We start from the raw sequence: 15427 nt of genomic DNA, 5'->3' as shown, positions 1-15427 counted from the left end.
GTATTGTTTACGGCTATTTTAGCTTCTCTTATTTTTTTAGTAACACTTATTTTTGTTATATGGCAACCTAAAGGACTCAATATCGGCTGGACTGCGATGGGTGGTGCGATACTTGCTTTAATAGTAGGCGTTGTTGACTTTCATGACGTTGGTGAAGTAGTGGGTATTACATGGAACGCCACTTTATCCTTTATAGCGATTATACTTATTTCATTAATTTTAGATGAGATAGGATTATTTGAATGGGCAGCATTGCACATGGCTAGAGCTGCAAAAGGTCATGGTATCAAAATGTTTGTTTATGTAAGTATTCTAGGGGCCATTGTAGCAGCTTTATTTGCCAACGATGGGGCAGCGTTAATACTAACACCAATTGTCTTGGCTATGGTTCGAAATTTAAACTTCCAAGAAAAAATGATTTTTCCATTTATTATGGCAAGTGGATTCATCGCCGATACAACATCTTTACCGTTTGTTGTAAGTAACCTAGTGAATATTGTTTCAGCAGATTTCTTTAGCATTGGATTCGTAGAATATGCTTCAAGAATGATACTTCCAAACATATTCTCATTAGTTGCAACTATCTCAGTATTACTGATTTATTTTAGAAAAAGTATTCCAAGAAATTATGATATTTCGAAATTAAGAAAACCAACTGAGGCAATAAAAGATCCTAAGATGTTTCATCTTTCTTGGTACGTATTAACCTTACTATTGATTGGATACTTTACAAGTGAATTTATTGGGGTTCCAGTTTCAATTGTGGCTGGTGTTATTGCAATCTTCTTCTTAATTATGGCTAGAAGAAGTGCGGTAGTGAATACCGCTAATGTAATAAAAGGCGCACCCTGGAATATCGTATTTTTCTCAATTGGAATGTACGTTGTGGTATATGGATTAGGCAATGCATGGTTAACAGATTCATTAGCTAGTGTAATTGAAAGCTTTGCTAATCAAGGATTGTTTGTAGCAACGATTGCAATGGGCTTTATTGCTGCAATTCTTTCGTCCGTTATGAACAACATGCCAACTGTAATGATTGATGCATTAGCTATTGCAGAAACTAATACGACTGGAATTATAAGAGAAGCATTAATTTATGCGAACGTCATTGGTTCTGATTTAGGTCCAAAAATCACACCTATTGGTTCACTAGCAACTTTAGTTTGGTTACATGTGTTATCACAAAAAGGTGTCAAGATCTCTTGGGGAACGTATTTTAAAACCGGAATTGTACTTACAATACCAATTTTATTTATCACGTTATTAGGCCTTTTCATCACATTATTAATTTTCTAAACAGAGATGAGGGTGCTAGTAGTTCGGAGATATTAAGACTATTTATAGATGTTGAAGTATAAAGACATACTAAATTAATTATCAAACCATGATAAAAGGGAGACAATCATTATGACAAAAAAAACACTTTATTTCTTATGTACTGGTAACTCTTGCCGTAGCCAAATGGCTGAAGGATGGGCCAAAAATATATTACCTTCTGATGAATGGGAAGTAAAAAGTGCAGGTATTGAAGCGCATGGTGTAAACCCAAATGCGATTAAAGCAATGAATGAAGTGGGTATTGATATTTCAAACCAAACATCAGACGTTATTGATATGGAAACGTTAAACAACGCAGATTTAGTTGTTACATTATGTGGAGATGCAGCTGATAAATGTCCGATAACACCACCGTCTGTAAAACGCGAGCATTGGGGATTTGATGACCCAGCAAAAGCTCAAGGATCAGAGGCAGAAAAGTGGTCTGTTTTCCAAAGAGTTCGTGATGACATTGGAGACAGAATTAAAAAGTTTAGTGAAACAGGTGAATGATAAATAATCCAAGAGAAGTTTCTCTTGGATCTCTTAAAAGACAATAAATAAGTGAATAGTTATTTACTTATTTAAAAGGGGGAGATGAAATTGGTAGTTGCTTTGAGTTATATCCTTATTCAATCAATTGTATCTTTGTTTATTCTTAGGTTCTATAAGGGCAATACTATTATTTCAAATTATGCCTTTGGATTTTTTAAATGGATTGAAAAAGAGGCTTCAAATAAAATTACTTAATTGGTTACATTGATTGCTTAAAACAATAGGAGGAAATTGAATGAAAAAGGTAGTAATTTATGATCCGGCTATGTGTTGTTCAACAGGTGTTTGTGGACCAAGTGTTGACCCAAATTTAACAAGAGTTGCATCCGCTGTTTATTCATTAGAGCAAAAAGGTTTTGATATTAAACGTTATCAGTTAACAAGCAACCCTGAAAAGTTTGCAGAAAATAAGGAAATCCAAAAGGTTTTTGTTGAAAAAGGGTTAGACGCTTTGCCAGCTGTAATGGTAGATGATGAAATTGTGAAGATAGGAAGCTACCCTACTAACGAAGAGTTTGCTGAATGGTTTGGTGTGAAAGTGGATGAGTTATACGAAAAACCTAAGGCTAAAATTTCATTCAGCTTGGATTAACTATAACAAAATAAATTAGGAAGAAGGAAAAGGTATGTATCAACTATTTAGCCCTGATTGTATCCGTACAAAATTTTTATTTCTAACCGGTAAAGGTGGAGTAGGAAAAACATCTACAGCATGTGCAACGGCAGTAGCGTTGGCGGATTCAGGGGAAAAAGTATTACTTGTTAGTACAGACCCAGCTTCTAACTTACAAGATGTATTTGGAATTGAATTATCAAGCACGCCAAAACAAGTGCCAAATGTTAAAAATTTATATGCAATTAATATAGATCCTGAAGCATCTGCTAGAGCCTATCGTGAGAGTGTTGTTGACCCATATCGAAGTATGTTTCCTGAATCAATCGTTGCATCGATGGAGGAACAATTATCAGGTGCTTGCACAGTAGAGATTGCTGCATTTGATGAATTTACAACATTCCTTACTAACAATGAAATAGTTAATGAATACGACCATATCATATTTGATACTGCTCCAACAGGACATACTTTACGTCTTTTACAACTTCCTACAGCGTGGAACGGATATTTAGAGGAAAGTACACATGGTGCATCTTGTTTGGGTCCATTATCAGGTTTAGCAGATAAAAAAGAACTTTATTCTCAAGCAGTTACTGCACTTTCAGATTCAAGTCAAACCACCTTAATATTAGTGACAAGACCAGACAGTTCAGCGTTATTTGAAGCAGAACGAGCTTCAAAAGAATTAATGGACATTGGGATTAAAAACCAAATGTTAATAATTAATGGTTTACTCCAAAGCCACAATGAAAAAGATATTATTTCTTCAGGGTTTTATCGACGACAACGTGATGCATTAGAAAAAATACCTGAACACCTAAAAAATATTATGATATATTCTTTACCTTACGTACCGTACTCTTTAACAGGTATTGAGAATCTACGAAATATATTTATGCAGAATAAGGTTGTAGTAACTGATGATTCTCAAACTAATTGTGAACGAATAAGTCTTCCTGGATTAAGCGAAGTGATAAATGATTTTTCAACAAATGGTACAAAGTTAATCTTTACAATGGGTAAAGGTGGTGTTGGTAAAACAACAGTTGCTTCTGCAATCGCAGTTGGTCTTGTTGAAAAGGGGCATAAAGTTCACTTAACAACTACTGATCCAGCTGCTCACTTAGAGTATCAATTTCAAAGCAAAGATTTAAATAGTAACTTAACCATAAGTAGCATTAATCCAAAGGATGAAGTTGAAAAATATAAAGCCGAAGTAATTGTAAAATCTAGTAAGGAATTAGATGAAACAGGTCTTGCCTACTTGCAAGAAGATTTAGAGTCACCATGCACGGAAGAGATTGCTGTATTCCATGCTTTTGCAGAAGTCGTAGCTAAAGCCGAGAATGAAATTGTGGTTATTGATACTGCACCAACGGGTCATACATTATTATTACTCGATTCTTCGCAATCTTATAGTAAGGAAATTGAAAGATCCACTGGTGAAGTGCCTGAAAGCGCAAAAGAATTATTGCCAAGAATACGTAATTCAAAAGAGACATCTGTAGTTATCGTGACTCTTCCCGAAGCAACGCCAGTTCTAGAAGCTTCAAGGTTACAGGATGATTTGAGAAGAGCAGATATCAATCCGAAATGGTGGGTAATTAATCAAAGCTTATCTGCAACAAATACAAGTGATCCAATTTTAAAAGGAAAGGCTAATGCTGAACTTCAGTGGGTTCGAAAAGTGAAAGAAGATAAGGCTGATAAATGTGCTGTGATTGCTTGGGTGCCAGAAGAGAAGATTGGCTATGAAAAATTAAAGGATTATATAACTAATTAGAGGTGTTTAAAATGGAAAAAGTCGTTATTTTAGGAACTGGACCAGCCGGATTAACCGCTGCAATTTATTTAGCAAGAGCCAATATGAATCCTCTTGTCATTGAAGGTAATCAACCTGGGGGACAATTAACAATCACAACTGAGGTTGAAAACTTTCCTGGGTTCATTGAGGGAGTAATGGGACCAGAATTAATGGATAATATGAGGAAACAATCAGAACGATTTGGTACTAGATTTAAAAGCGGTTGGGTAACTAAAGTCGATTTATCTAAAAGACCATTTAAAATCCAAATTGGAAATGATGAAGTAATTGAAACCGAAGCGCTTATTATTTCTACAGGTGCTTCAGCGAAACTGTTAAATATCCCAGGAGAAAAAGAAAACATGGGTGCTGGTGTTAGTGCTTGTGCAACATGTGATGGATTCTTCTTTAGAAATAAAAAAGTAATTGTAGTTGGTGGGGGCGACTCAGCCTTAGAAGAAGCAAATTTCTTAACTAAATTTGCGGATGAAGTTGTATTAGTCCATAGAAGAAATGAACTTCGTGGTTCTAAGATTATGCAAGACCGAGCAAAAGAAAATAACAAAATTTCGTGGGCGCTTAATAAAACACCTTTAGAAGTTGTAACAGGTGAAAATGGTCTTAAAGGGTTAAAAGTTAAAAATAACGAAACAAATGGAGAAGAAATTATCGAAGCTAATGGGATCTTTGTTGCAATAGGTCATACACCAAATACAGCTTTCCTAGAAGGACAAATTGATACTGACGAAAAAGGTTATATCAATGTTGTTCCTGGAACAACTGAAACGAATATTCCTGGCGTGTATGCTTGTGGGGATGTACAAGATAATAAGTATCGCCAAGCGATTACTGCTGCTGGAACGGGTTGTATGGCTGCATTAGATGCAGAAAGATTCTTAGAAGGAAATGCAGTTTATGACTGGAGTCAATCGGAGGTTAAATAAAATGGCAGACAAAAATTATCATGAATTATTACAAAACCGTATTTATATCGGTGGTGCTGATGATGTTAACGAAGTGATTAAAAATGAAAATGTGGATGTCATTTTTGATTTAAGAGCAGAGGCATCAAGTGATTCTACCAATTATAATCGAGTTCATAGCCCAATCGTTGATGATGCAGAGCAACAAGACGAGTCGATTAAAGACTCAATTGAAAAAGTTGTTAATGCATATAATGATGGGAAAAATGTTTATTTCCATTGCCATGGTGGAAGTAACCGTACTGGGACAGTAGCAATTGGGACACTTCTGACTCTTGGAAAAGCTGATAAAATAGAAGAGGCAGAAGAAATTGCTAGAAATGCAAGGCCAAAAATTAATGTAAAACCACAAATGATAGATGCTTTAAAACGAATCTTTCCAAATGCTTAATAATAATAAAGGGGAAAATGATAATGAAAATAACTGATGGTGCTAAACAATTATTAGAAGGTTTCTTAAATGAAAAAGGTGCAGAAGGGATTCGACTTTCATCGGTAGCTGGTTGCTGTGGTCCACAATTTTCAATTTCTTTAGATCAACCTCAAGAAACGGATAAAATTGAAACTATTAATGGAATTAAAGTAGCGATTGATTCTCAAGTTGTAGGTACTAAGGAATTGACTTTAGATAAAGATGTAAATGAGAATGGTGCTGGATTAGTTTTAATTGGAGCTAGTAGTTGCTGTTAATTAATATTATCCAACAAAAAGAAAGAGCTGGTAATGTCAGCTCTTTCTTTTTGTTGTGTAAAGAAATCTCCGCAATATACAAATACAGAAGTATTTAATTGAATTATAACGCTAAACAAATTTCGGCAGATATTGCTCATATTAAATAAACTAAAAAAATCACCGTTTGTAAAATTAATAGGGAGTCATGTATAGAGATGTATAGAGATAATAAAGTTGTTTACTTTACAATTAAGTCCTTTAAAACTTAATAAGCTATTAAAAGTGAGTCCCAGTATTCAACAATAGGTCCAGATTGTGGAATAACACTTAAAATAATACCTGATGATTATTAAACTAGTTTGTTTGTTTTTATAAATGTTTAAATGTAAATATCCTACTTTTATCTTTATAATGTTTTTTCTGAAGTTCAAATTCACCTCTTTACATACAGGGGTGGGGTATGTTACAGTTTTGGATAGGGTAGAGGGGTATATAAATATAATGAAAGCTTTAGGAGTGCTTTAAAGGCACTCTAATTCTTTCTAAAAAATATACCCCCAATAGGTATAAGTACTTGATACTCAATATTCTTAAATAATTGGAGGAGACTGTTTTATGTCAACATATTCACATACCCTTGTACAACCCAATCCAAAGCGTTGGAAATCATTGGCTTTATTGGGATTTGCGAATTTTATAGTAATGATGGATTCCGCTGTTGTTCAGGTTGCCTTACCATCTATTAAAGGTGAACTTGGATATACGGAGGCGAATTTACAATGGGTTATGAATGCCTTTCTTATTCTGTTTGGGGGATTACTACTGTTAGGAGGAAAACTATCTGATTTGTTTGGTCACCGACGCATTTTTATGTGGGGTGTTTCAATCTTAACTGTTTCGTCTTTATTGGCTGGATTAGCTTGGAATGAAATGTCATTGAACATAGGAAGAGCAATCCAGGGTGTTGGTTCGGCTTTAATTGCACCGTCAGCACTTTCAATTGTTATGATTTTATTTTCTGCCAATAAAAAAGAAATGGGGAAGGCACTTGCAATTTGGGGGCTTTCCGGTGCAGCAGGCGGTGCACTTGGTATCGTTCTTGGCGGTGTTTTGACACAATTACTGAGTTGGCGTTGGACATTACTATTTTATGTTCCTGTGGGTATTATCGTTTTACTATTAGCACCAAAGCTTCTACAAAAAGGTCTGCCAAAAACAGGTCGTATTGATTATGCAGGTGCTATTGCTATTACAGCAGCACTCATTCTAATTGTTTATGGTATCGTAAATGTAGAAAATAATGGCTGGCAAGCACTTTCAACTGTATTACCTTTAGGAATAGGTGTTGTTTTATTCATCATCTTTATCCTTATTCAAGTGTTTAGAAAAGAGCCATTAGTACCGCTTAACATCTTTAAGACGCCTAATTTGGCAGCGGGAAACGTTTCACTCATCTTGTTATCAGCTTCATGGTTTCCGCTTATTTATTTCTTAATTCTATATTTACAACAGGTTATGGAATATGAACCTTTCATTGCCGCAATGGGCATGTTACCTGCTCCGATATTAATGGCTATATTTATGGTTGTTATAGCTGAGAGAGTAATGGCAAAGTTAGGTATGAAGGTGACCATGTTCATCGGATTTATTTTTCTCGGTGTTTCAGGCCTATTATTTTCTGGTAACACTGTTGAGGGGAATTATTGGAGTGATGTATTCATCCCTCTTCTATTGGCAGCTCTCGGCAATGCTCTTGCTTATCTCCCAGCAACTACAGCAGCTGTATCGGAGGCTAAGTCAGAAGAGTCAGGTCTTGCATCTGGTTTATATAACACTTCATACCAAGTAGGATCTGCAGTAGGCTTAGCTATCATGGTTTCTATTGCAGCGGCAACTTCCTCCACTACAATAGGTAACTCAGTAGTAGCTCTAAACCAGGGATATCAACAAGCATTTTTCTGGGGGGGAATTGTTGCATTTTTAGGTGGCATATTGGCGTTATTGTTTATCCGTCCCTTGAAAAGATGAGAATTATAGGTCAAAAGGATATAATCGCAATTTTCATTCACACAATTATACAGTTGATACTAAAAAGGTTGTTCCTTAAAAGGTACAACCTTTTTTAATAAAAAATGTGAGATAGTGGTAAATTGATTATACTAAAGTGGAGTTAGTTAATTATTAAATGAGGTCGCGTTTTTAGAGGATAAATTAGCTTCTGTTTACATTTTAGACCCCTTAGTTCAACAAAAGTAGAGTAATTTCTTGATATAATAGAAATTAAAAACAGACAGATAAAAGATAATTCTGCCTGTTTTCAGTCTTAAAAAGAATATGATTCGCCATCGTTTGGTACTAACACATTGGCCTCAATTCCTTTTTCATTTATGAAGCTCTTTAATTCTTCTCTTGATAATACCCAATGGTTTACAGCTTCCATATGAACCGTAATAATTTTTGCGTTTGGAGCAGATTTGTACACTTCATAGACATCATCTTTATTCATTACGAGAGAACCGCCCTCAAAGAATTGGTTATCTCCAGCATTCACAACAATGATTTCTGGTTTATGTGTATTGATTACTTCTTGAACTGCATTATACCAAACCGTATCTCCGGCTACATATAATGTCTTCTCTTCGGAATGTTTAAAGACAACACCACATACTAGACCAGCAAGTTTTAAGATTTCCCCTCTTCCATGCTCACCTTTTGTTTTAATTAATTGAATCCCTTCAAAGACAGTATCTTCTTGTAAAACCTCTACATTTTGGAATCCAGCATTTCTAATTTCCGTTGCATCGTCTTCATTTTGTGAAAAGAGTTTGATGTCTTTTGGCAATGCCTTTATAGCAGCCTCATCCCAATGATCCGAATGCAGGTGCGTAACAATCACTGCATCGATACCCTTAATAATATTGTTTATGGATGTTGGTAAATTCACTAATGGATTATTTTGATCCTGTCTTGGAGAGTTTGGAAAAGGTGGGTATGCCCCTTTTTCTGCTAACATTGGGTCAATTAAAAATTTTTTACCTGCGTATTCAAGAACGATTGTGGCATTACGAATTTGATGTATATTCATATATATTAACTCCTTTTTGAGATTTATTTTGAACAGTTTTTAGTCTATACTATGAACCATTGAAGATACATGAATTAAATAAAGTATATTGGCACTTTGACTTTATTTTTGAAAGGAGTTAGATAATAAATGTTAGATAACACCGATATACATATTTTAGATGAACTCTCGAAGAACAGTCGAATCACGATGAAAGAATTAGGAGGGAAGGTCCATTTGACTGGACCGGCCACATCAGCTAGAGTGGCGAAATTAGAGGAAAGTGGAGTAATTGAAGGGTATACTATTAACTTAAATCGTGTCAAATTAGGTTATCATATACATGCTTTTCTTACGATTATTACGGATAGCATATTTCATAAATCTTACCTATCATTTGTTGAAACACAAAAGCAATATTTAATTAACAATTATAAAATAAGTGGAGATGGTTGTTATATTCTGGAATGCAATTTTCCATCCATAGAACTAATGAATCTATTTTTAGAGGAATTAAATAAGCATGCCAACTATAAATTATCGATTGTTATTAATAAATAGTGTATTTATATATAAGAATGGAGTTTAAAAAAATGTACTTAAAGAAACTGTTGCGTTAATTTAAGTACGAATAAGGTAAGTTAATTAACTAATCTCTACTTCAATAAGAAAAGTGTCTTTTCAATAAACCAGCTAATTAGAAAGTAATTGTTATTCCACAATCGGGCGCGTTTCTTTAATAAGAACGCGTCTTTCTTTATGAAAAAGAAAGGACTGGAGCAGTAATTTTTAGAGTTATGGTATTTTTTCAATGCTAAATCGGTTGGTAAGGAATTAATATTAATATCAGTAGAATAATACCTCTAAGAAGTTAAATTTTTGAGGTGAATTGATTGCGATTAATAATACTATTATTTTCACTAATGCTGCTTTATAACGATCCTGTAATAGCAGCACCGAAACAACTCACTCCTATAGAAAGTCAGTTAATGTCTTTTTTGAATGGTTTACATGTAGTGGAACCGAGACAAGCCGTTGAATTGTGGATATTAGGGGTAAATAATCGAAGTGGTTCTGTTCAATATGCGATGTTGTCTCCTTCGCTCCAAAAACAATCAAGGGATAAATTTGAGCAAACTCATTGGGTAACTGGTCAATCAAGTCCTTGGGTTAGCAACTTACGTATTACAAAAGTAGAAAAGCTTAGCGAATCCAAAATGAAGTATACCGTTAAATACGATTTAGAGACATCATATGCACATTTTGGTAGCTGGCAGAAGGTTATAATCGTGGAAAAGAATCTAGAACCATTTAGAGAATATTGGTTTATTTCATCAATCACTACGAAATATAATCAATGGGAAGCATTTACCCCAGCAGAGACAGTATTAGAAAAGTAAAGTAGTGTCTAATCATAGATTACTAATTAAAGGTTATTCAATGTAGTGTAGTGCTTTAATTTAAAAATTTTTAATTGGATACAGAGTAAAATCCCTGCTTTCAATATAAAAGTAGGGATTTTTGGCGTTTTAATAGACTTAGGATATGTGAAAACCTTCGTTAGTTAAATATCACAGTATCATTAAATGGAATTCCAAGATATTTATATTTTATATGAACCTTATTTACTTCCTCGTTGTGAATTACACTAATTCCATAGATTTCATCATTTTTTGTTGCAGCTCCATTATCTAATTTTTCAAAGTTAGAAGATGGTGAAGTTCCTGTTTTCAAGGCTACCTTATCTATATCTGTAAAACCATATTTTTTCGCTTCCACACTGGTATCATCATTCGTTAAGGTAAAACCTTGCAACGCATTACTCACTTGTATCTTTGTTTCCATAGGCTTTTCACTGTTATTCACAGATATATCTAATATATTTATTTCACTAAAGCCTTTATTACCAACACTAACAATAACTAATTTATCATCTTCACTTGATGCAAGTGTACCAATTTCCAATGGTGGATTAAATTTTATAAAGAAATAAACACCACCGATGGTTATTGCTAATACTAAAAATGATATCCAAAGTTTCTTCATTTAGTATTCCATCCTCATTTTGAATTTTTTATTAAACAAATCCGCTTCGTTAGCTTAATAATAAAGGTTCTTTTTCTTCTTTAGATTTAGTTAAGTCAGCCAAGTTAATGCCGCAAGCAGCTGCATGGACAACTGGATCGTATTTACCGTTATTTTTCAGAAGCGAATAAATTAAATTAGCCAATTTACCACACAAATGACCAATTGCTTTTTTCTTACTCATTCCTTCTTCAACCTTACGGTCATAATAGGCTTTAAACACGGTAGGATGAGGTTTACCATTAGCCAATATTATTAAGGCAATCTGATAAAGTACTCGACGAGCATCCCGAACCCCGCTGTTGGTTTGTTTAGTCCCTTTTACTGATGTACCAGATTGTGTATTTTCAGCCGAAACCCCTAAGTATTTCTTAAATTCTTTATATGTATTGAATCTTTCAATATCACCAATAACGCCTATTAATGTACAAGCTATATTTTCACTAACGAAGGGGAGGGATAGTAGAATTTCAGTATATGGGTGGGGTTGAATTCCTTTATCGGGTACTCCCCATAGAAGATCATGAATTTCCTGATCTATCAGTTTTAAACTTTCTTCAAGCCGTAAGGCTTCTTCAATAACCCACTTTTGGCGTCCTACAAGATGCTCAACAGGCACAGCGACAGTATTAGGCATCACTTCCGCTAAAATTTTAGCAGCCTTTTTGGCAACATTTTTAGCACCAGCTTTTGAAATAGCATTGTATAATTCATCTTCGCTAGTTTCTTTCATATGTAGTCCGGTAGGGTATTGTAGAACCAATTTCATTACTGAGATTGAACTTAATTTTTTAAAAGCTTTGTTTAAATCAGGGTGTGTGACTTTTAGTAATTGTTGTACTTGATTTTTTCTGCGAGTAAGTTGAACATTGAGATACCAACGATCTCTCATAACTGTTCTAAATAAGGATTGTAGTACTGTTTGTGGTCGTATAAAAGTTACACCTTGCATATTGGGGTGAAGTTGCTTATGCCATCCCATATATGACATTACCTTTGCATCCATTGAATCTGATTTCTCGCTTATTCCTAAACTTTTACGGAATTCCCCAACTGCTTTATTTTCTATTTGAAACAAATCATAACCTTCAATTAGTAACACTTGTTGGGCTAAATAAGAATAATGTCCACCCGTTGGTTCTAAGAGGATTAAGAAGTCGTCTTTATTTAAATTGAACTGTTCCTCTATTTGTTTAAGGGCGCTTAAAAATTCTGCGATTCCCACACTATCAGAGTTGAACTTCAGTGTCTTAGTGCGCTTCCAAGCTACTCCTTTAGGGTCTAAAAAAGCTTCATATCTTATACAAGAAGCAACATGGAAACTCGCTCCTATATCAATTCCAACATAGAACTGGTAAAACTTCCGTGATTCTTGTTCATTATTAACTTCAGTTTCATTTCCATAGCTAAATGGACTACTGGTGCTTTTCATTAATTTCCCTCCAATAAACTAACAGTATGACATATCTGACTATCCAAGTTTCTGTTAGAGCTTTAAGCCCAATGTAGCATGTCAGGATTATTTCGCCAGATATTAAATCTCATATTGAACTAAAGAGTCTTTATTCAAAGCTCCAAACAACGGTAGAGTTTCAACTGTTAAAATAATATTAGATTTATTTTGATTTCTATATAGTCTATTAAAAAATACGACATGTATTTTAATTTCCCTCCTAAAAAATAAAAAATCCTGTCGAAATTAACAGGATTTAAGCAGCTATATATAATTAGTATGTGCAGTGCCGTAAATAACATGGAGTGCCTCACGTCAATATTAGAGGTCTAGGAAACTAGCCCCAATCCAGTAAAGGTCGGAATCACCATAAAGGTCACTGCACACCTATATTTTACATGATTTTTTTGAATAAAAAAACAATGTCCCCAAACAATCGGCAGAGTTTCTCTTAAAGAGATCTCACGTTGAACACAAGGGTACATTGATGATTAAATTATATCTTAATTAACCTAATTAAAAAAGCTACCTACTAGCATGTAGTCTATTAAAATTACCGTTATAAATGTTAAAGCATTACAGAAACAATCGGGCGCGATTGTGGAGTAACTCAGGAAGAAATTGATCAAACTTTTTTATAAAAAACAAACTTAATGACTTCTTATTTATCATAAAATATACGAGGTGTTTGCTCAAACTTATTTCAAAGCTACAGGAAACGGATTGTAGCTAATATTCTATTACTGTTAACTATTTACTTTTATTAATTATAAGGTAGTATATTTATATAGTAATTTAGTAAATAATAGAATTAAAAGAAATGGTTGGGATAATTTGAAGGGAAAATTAAAAAGATTTTTTATTATACTAAGTGTAGTACTTATACTAGCGATAATTCCACTTCTGTTACATTTTACTGAAAAGAAAAAAACAGAGGAAAGCTGGAGAGAGGCATATCAATTACAAAAAGAAGGAAATTATGAAGCAATTTATGAGATTGTAACTGATATTGAACCACGTAATAAGAAAGATGAAGCATTGAAAGAAATGACTCAAATGTTAGTTTTTTCATCAAACTTGCATAGGACCGAGAATGTATTTGGTCCAGACTCCCTTACACTTTATGAAATTGAAGATTCAATTAAAGAACTTTTAAGTGGATATTCAGACATTGTTAGATACATAAAAATTGCAGAGGATAAAGATTATCCAACTCTTGCTGCTATTGAGAAGAATAAAATTAAATTTGAGACATTGCTTGCTCACTACTTTGAGATATCACCAGAAGAAGCCCTTGAAATAAGTGACATTCAATTCGATGATGAAGAAGAATATCAAAAGAAACTTGAAGAGGCTATTACAATAGCGGAATTAAATAAATACTCATACCCAGAAAATAGTAATTGGGCAAAACTAGAAAAAGAAGAAACTATTAAAAATAACCCACTTACTACAGAAGATGTTTCAGTTTCATATGATAATATCTTAGAAAGATACGAATTAACTGGTACTGTTTATAATAGAGGTGATAAAGGGTATGAATTTATTGAAATTAAAATTAGTTTATTAGACTACGAAGGAAATATCATTGACACTGATACGCAATATGTAAATAGTTCGGATACCTTACTGCCTGAGGAACGCAAACGCTTCAAATTACCGATTTATACTGATGTTGATTTTGATGAAGTTAGATGGACAGTTAGCGATTATACCTCTATATAGTCCAGGCTTTATCCTTACCAAAAGTATAATTGGGTAATCATCACAATGTATCCAAGTTCATTTTACATAAGTTAAATAAAAAGAATGGAAACAAAATCAAAATATAGTGTTTGTCCCTAGCATGCAACTTAACCGTACTTAGAGAAGTTGATTGTTATTCAACAATCGGGCGCGATTCGGTACTGCACCCCAAAAGTTAGAGTAAAAAAACTAACTTTTGGGGTGATTTTTTATGACTAAATATAATGAAGAATTTAAATTGATGTTGGTACAAGAATATTTAAGTGGCTCACTTGGATATAGAGCGATAGCGAAAAAATATGGTATCGGTGCTACACCGTTAAGAAAATGGGTACGTGCTTATAAAGAGTTTGGATGTAATGGCCTATCCGTTAAGAAAACGAAGCAGTTTTATTCTGTTCAATTTAAATTAGATGTATTAAGCTATATGAAACGAACAGGTGCTTCCCATCAAGATACTGCGATTCACTTTAACTTGAATGATCCAACTTTAGTTGCTAGTTGGTATCATCGGTTTTTAAAAGAAGGGATAAAGGGCCTGCAAAGAAAACCAAAGGGGCGCCCATCCATGTCTAAGAAACAAAAATTAACAGTGAATAACCAAGAAAAAACAATGTCACGTGAGGAGCAGCTAGAACGCGAAAATGAACTGCTTCGTTTAGAGGTAGCTTATTTAAAAAAGTTGAAGGCTTTTCGAGAGAATCCAGATGCCTTCCTCGAAAAGTACAAGCAGCCATCGCCTTCGAACTTAAACAAGAGGGATTTAGATTAAAAGATATTTTAAAACAAGTGGATATTCCAGAAGCAACGTATCATTATCATATCAAACTGATGGGGCAAAAAGATCCTGATGAAAAGTATAAAGCCTTGATTTTAGAGACTTTCGAAAAACATGAAGGTCGATATGGCTACCGCCGAATTCATGCGGAATTAAAAGTGCAAGGACACACAATTAATCATAAAAAGGTACAACGAATTATGAAAAACCTAGGGTTGAAATGTGTAAAATTCGTACGTAAATCACGCTATAAATCCTACAAAGGAACAGTTGGGAAAGTCGCCAATATTTAGGAGCACAATTTTATAACAACAATCTAATTTCTGTTGAGGGAAGCGGCATAGCAAAGCT

The 15427-nt window shown here is 34.1% G+C and carries 16 protein-coding genes; 13 read left to right on the top strand and 3 right to left on the bottom strand.

Annotated elements, in window-relative coordinates; all coding sequences use genetic code 11:
* Positions 1-3: 3 nt before the first annotated feature.
* From LG296_RS21085 to LG296_RS21050, 8 genes are all read left to right on the top strand, one after another.
* Positions 4-1299 (top strand): arsenic transporter, encoded by a 1296-nt coding sequence (locus tag LG296_RS21085; protein WP_107937269.1) that lies wholly within the window; start codon positions 4-6, stop codon positions 1297-1299.
* 111 nt (positions 1300-1410) lie between these two features.
* Positions 1411-1833 (top strand): arsenate reductase (thioredoxin), encoded by a 423-nt coding sequence (arsC, locus tag LG296_RS21080; protein WP_107937271.1) that lies wholly within the window; start codon positions 1411-1413, stop codon positions 1831-1833.
* A gap of 277 nt (positions 1834-2110) precedes the next feature.
* Positions 2111-2467, top strand: a complete 357-nt coding sequence (arsD, locus tag LG296_RS21075) for an arsenite efflux transporter metallochaperone ArsD (RefSeq protein WP_107937273.1) — start codon at positions 2111-2113, stop codon at positions 2465-2467.
* Positions 2468-2501: 34 nt separating this feature from the next.
* On the top strand, positions 2502-4274 hold the full coding sequence (gene arsA, locus LG296_RS21070) for an arsenical pump-driving ATPase (protein WP_107937275.1): 1773 nt from the start codon (positions 2502-2504) through the stop codon (positions 4272-4274).
* 11 nt (positions 4275-4285) lie between these two features.
* Positions 4286-5239, top strand: a complete 954-nt coding sequence (trxB, locus tag LG296_RS21065; RefSeq protein WP_107937277.1) for a thioredoxin-disulfide reductase — start codon at positions 4286-4288, stop codon at positions 5237-5239.
* A 1-nt stretch (position 5240) separates the two neighbouring features.
* A complete protein-coding gene (locus LG296_RS21060; RefSeq protein ID WP_107937279.1) occupies positions 5241-5669 on the top strand; it encodes a dual specificity protein phosphatase family protein in 429 nt (142 codons plus the stop codon).
* A gap of 23 nt (positions 5670-5692) precedes the next feature.
* Positions 5693-5968: an adhesin gene (locus LG296_RS21055; RefSeq protein ID WP_107937281.1), complete on the top strand. Its 276-nt coding sequence runs from the start codon at positions 5693-5695 to the stop codon at positions 5966-5968.
* A 597-nt stretch (positions 5969-6565) separates the two neighbouring features.
* Positions 6566-7978 carry an MFS transporter gene (locus LG296_RS21050; RefSeq protein ID WP_107937283.1) on the top strand — a complete coding sequence of 471 codons (1413 nt, stop codon included), beginning with the start codon at positions 6566-6568 and terminating at the stop codon, positions 7976-7978.
* 295 nt (positions 7979-8273) lie between these two features.
* Here LG296_RS21050 and LG296_RS21045 read toward each other — a convergent pair whose 3' ends face one another.
* Positions 8274-9035 (bottom strand): MBL fold metallo-hydrolase, encoded by a 762-nt coding sequence (locus tag LG296_RS21045; protein ID WP_107937285.1) that lies wholly within the window; start codon positions 9033-9035, stop codon positions 8274-8276.
* A 129-nt stretch (positions 9036-9164) separates the two neighbouring features.
* Between LG296_RS21045 and LG296_RS21040 the strand changes: the two genes are divergently transcribed.
* Together LG296_RS21040 and LG296_RS21035 are read left to right on the top strand one after the other, a co-directional pair.
* Positions 9165-9575, top strand: a complete 411-nt coding sequence (locus LG296_RS21040; RefSeq protein WP_107937287.1) for an Lrp/AsnC family transcriptional regulator — start codon at positions 9165-9167, stop codon at positions 9573-9575.
* 332 nt (positions 9576-9907) lie between these two features.
* The gene (locus LG296_RS21035; protein WP_248283796.1) at positions 9908-10414 is read left to right on the top strand and encodes a hypothetical protein; all 507 of its coding nucleotides are present in this window, start codon (positions 9908-9910) and stop codon (positions 10412-10414) included.
* Between the two features lie 160 nt (positions 10415-10574).
* Here LG296_RS21035 and LG296_RS21030 read toward each other — a convergent pair whose 3' ends face one another.
* The gene (locus tag LG296_RS21030; protein WP_084078063.1) at positions 10575-11060 is read right to left on the bottom strand and encodes a hypothetical protein; all 486 of its coding nucleotides are present in this window, start codon (positions 11058-11060) and stop codon (positions 10575-10577) included.
* A 49-nt stretch (positions 11061-11109) separates the two neighbouring features.
* On the bottom strand, positions 11110-12531 hold the full coding sequence (locus LG296_RS21025) for an IS110 family transposase (RefSeq protein WP_036180360.1): 1422 nt from the start codon (positions 12529-12531) through the stop codon (positions 11110-11112).
* An 855-nt stretch (positions 12532-13386) separates the two neighbouring features.
* Between LG296_RS21025 and LG296_RS21020 the strand changes: the two genes are divergently transcribed.
* From LG296_RS21020 to LG296_RS21010, 3 genes are all read left to right on the top strand, one after another.
* Positions 13387-14277: an FxLYD domain-containing protein gene (locus tag LG296_RS21020; protein ID WP_107937899.1), complete on the top strand. Its 891-nt coding sequence runs from the start codon at positions 13387-13389 to the stop codon at positions 14275-14277.
* A 232-nt stretch (positions 14278-14509) separates the two neighbouring features.
* Positions 14510-15070 carry a helix-turn-helix domain-containing protein gene (locus LG296_RS21015; RefSeq protein WP_107937898.1) on the top strand — a complete coding sequence of 187 codons (561 nt, stop codon included), beginning with the start codon at positions 14510-14512 and terminating at the stop codon, positions 15068-15070.
* A 17-nt stretch (positions 15071-15087) separates the two neighbouring features.
* Positions 15088-15369, top strand: coding sequence for an IS3 family transposase (locus tag LG296_RS21010; protein WP_107937897.1), 282 nt, complete (start codon positions 15088-15090; stop codon positions 15367-15369).
* Positions 15370-15427: the final 58 nt, after the last annotated feature.

Origin of the sequence: Ureibacillus chungkukjangi (assembly GCF_044795995.1) — a bacterium.
GTDB lineage: Bacteria > Bacillota > Bacilli > Bacillales_A > Planococcaceae > Ureibacillus > Ureibacillus chungkukjangi.
The sequence above is the reverse complement of the archived record's forward strand: the minus strand, read 5'-3'. Positions and strand labels throughout refer to the sequence as shown.

Bases quoted from the DNA above. Each gene is read 5' to 3' on its own strand.
- LG296_RS21030 (WP_084078063.1), bottom strand. From the start codon at position 11,060: ATGAAGAAACTTTGGATATCATTTTTAGTATTAGCAATAACCATCGGT.
- LG296_RS21015 (WP_107937898.1), top strand. From the start codon at position 14,510: ATGACTAAATATAATGAAGAATTTAAATTGATGTTGGTACAAGAATAT.
- LG296_RS21025 (WP_036180360.1), bottom strand. From the start codon at position 12,531: ATGAAAAGCACCAGTAGTCCATTTAGCTATGGAAATGAAACTGAAGTT.
- arsD (WP_107937273.1), top strand. From the start codon at position 2,111: ATGAAAAAGGTAGTAATTTATGATCCGGCTATGTGTTGTTCAACAGGT.
- trxB (WP_107937277.1), top strand. From the start codon at position 4,286: ATGGAAAAAGTCGTTATTTTAGGAACTGGACCAGCCGGATTAACCGCT.
- arsA (WP_107937275.1), top strand. From the start codon at position 2,502: ATGTATCAACTATTTAGCCCTGATTGTATCCGTACAAAATTTTTATTT.
- LG296_RS21045 (WP_107937285.1), bottom strand. From the start codon at position 9,035: ATGAATATACATCAAATTCGTAATGCCACAATCGTTCTTGAATACGCA.
- LG296_RS21040 (WP_107937287.1), top strand. From the start codon at position 9,165: ATGTTAGATAACACCGATATACATATTTTAGATGAACTCTCGAAGAAC.
- LG296_RS21050 (WP_107937283.1), top strand. From the start codon at position 6,566: ATGTCAACATATTCACATACCCTTGTACAACCCAATCCAAAGCGTTGG.
- arsC (WP_107937271.1), top strand. From the start codon at position 1,411: ATGACAAAAAAAACACTTTATTTCTTATGTACTGGTAACTCTTGCCGT.
- LG296_RS21060 (WP_107937279.1), top strand. From the start codon at position 5,241: ATGGCAGACAAAAATTATCATGAATTATTACAAAACCGTATTTATATC.
- LG296_RS21055 (WP_107937281.1), top strand. From the start codon at position 5,693: ATGAAAATAACTGATGGTGCTAAACAATTATTAGAAGGTTTCTTAAAT.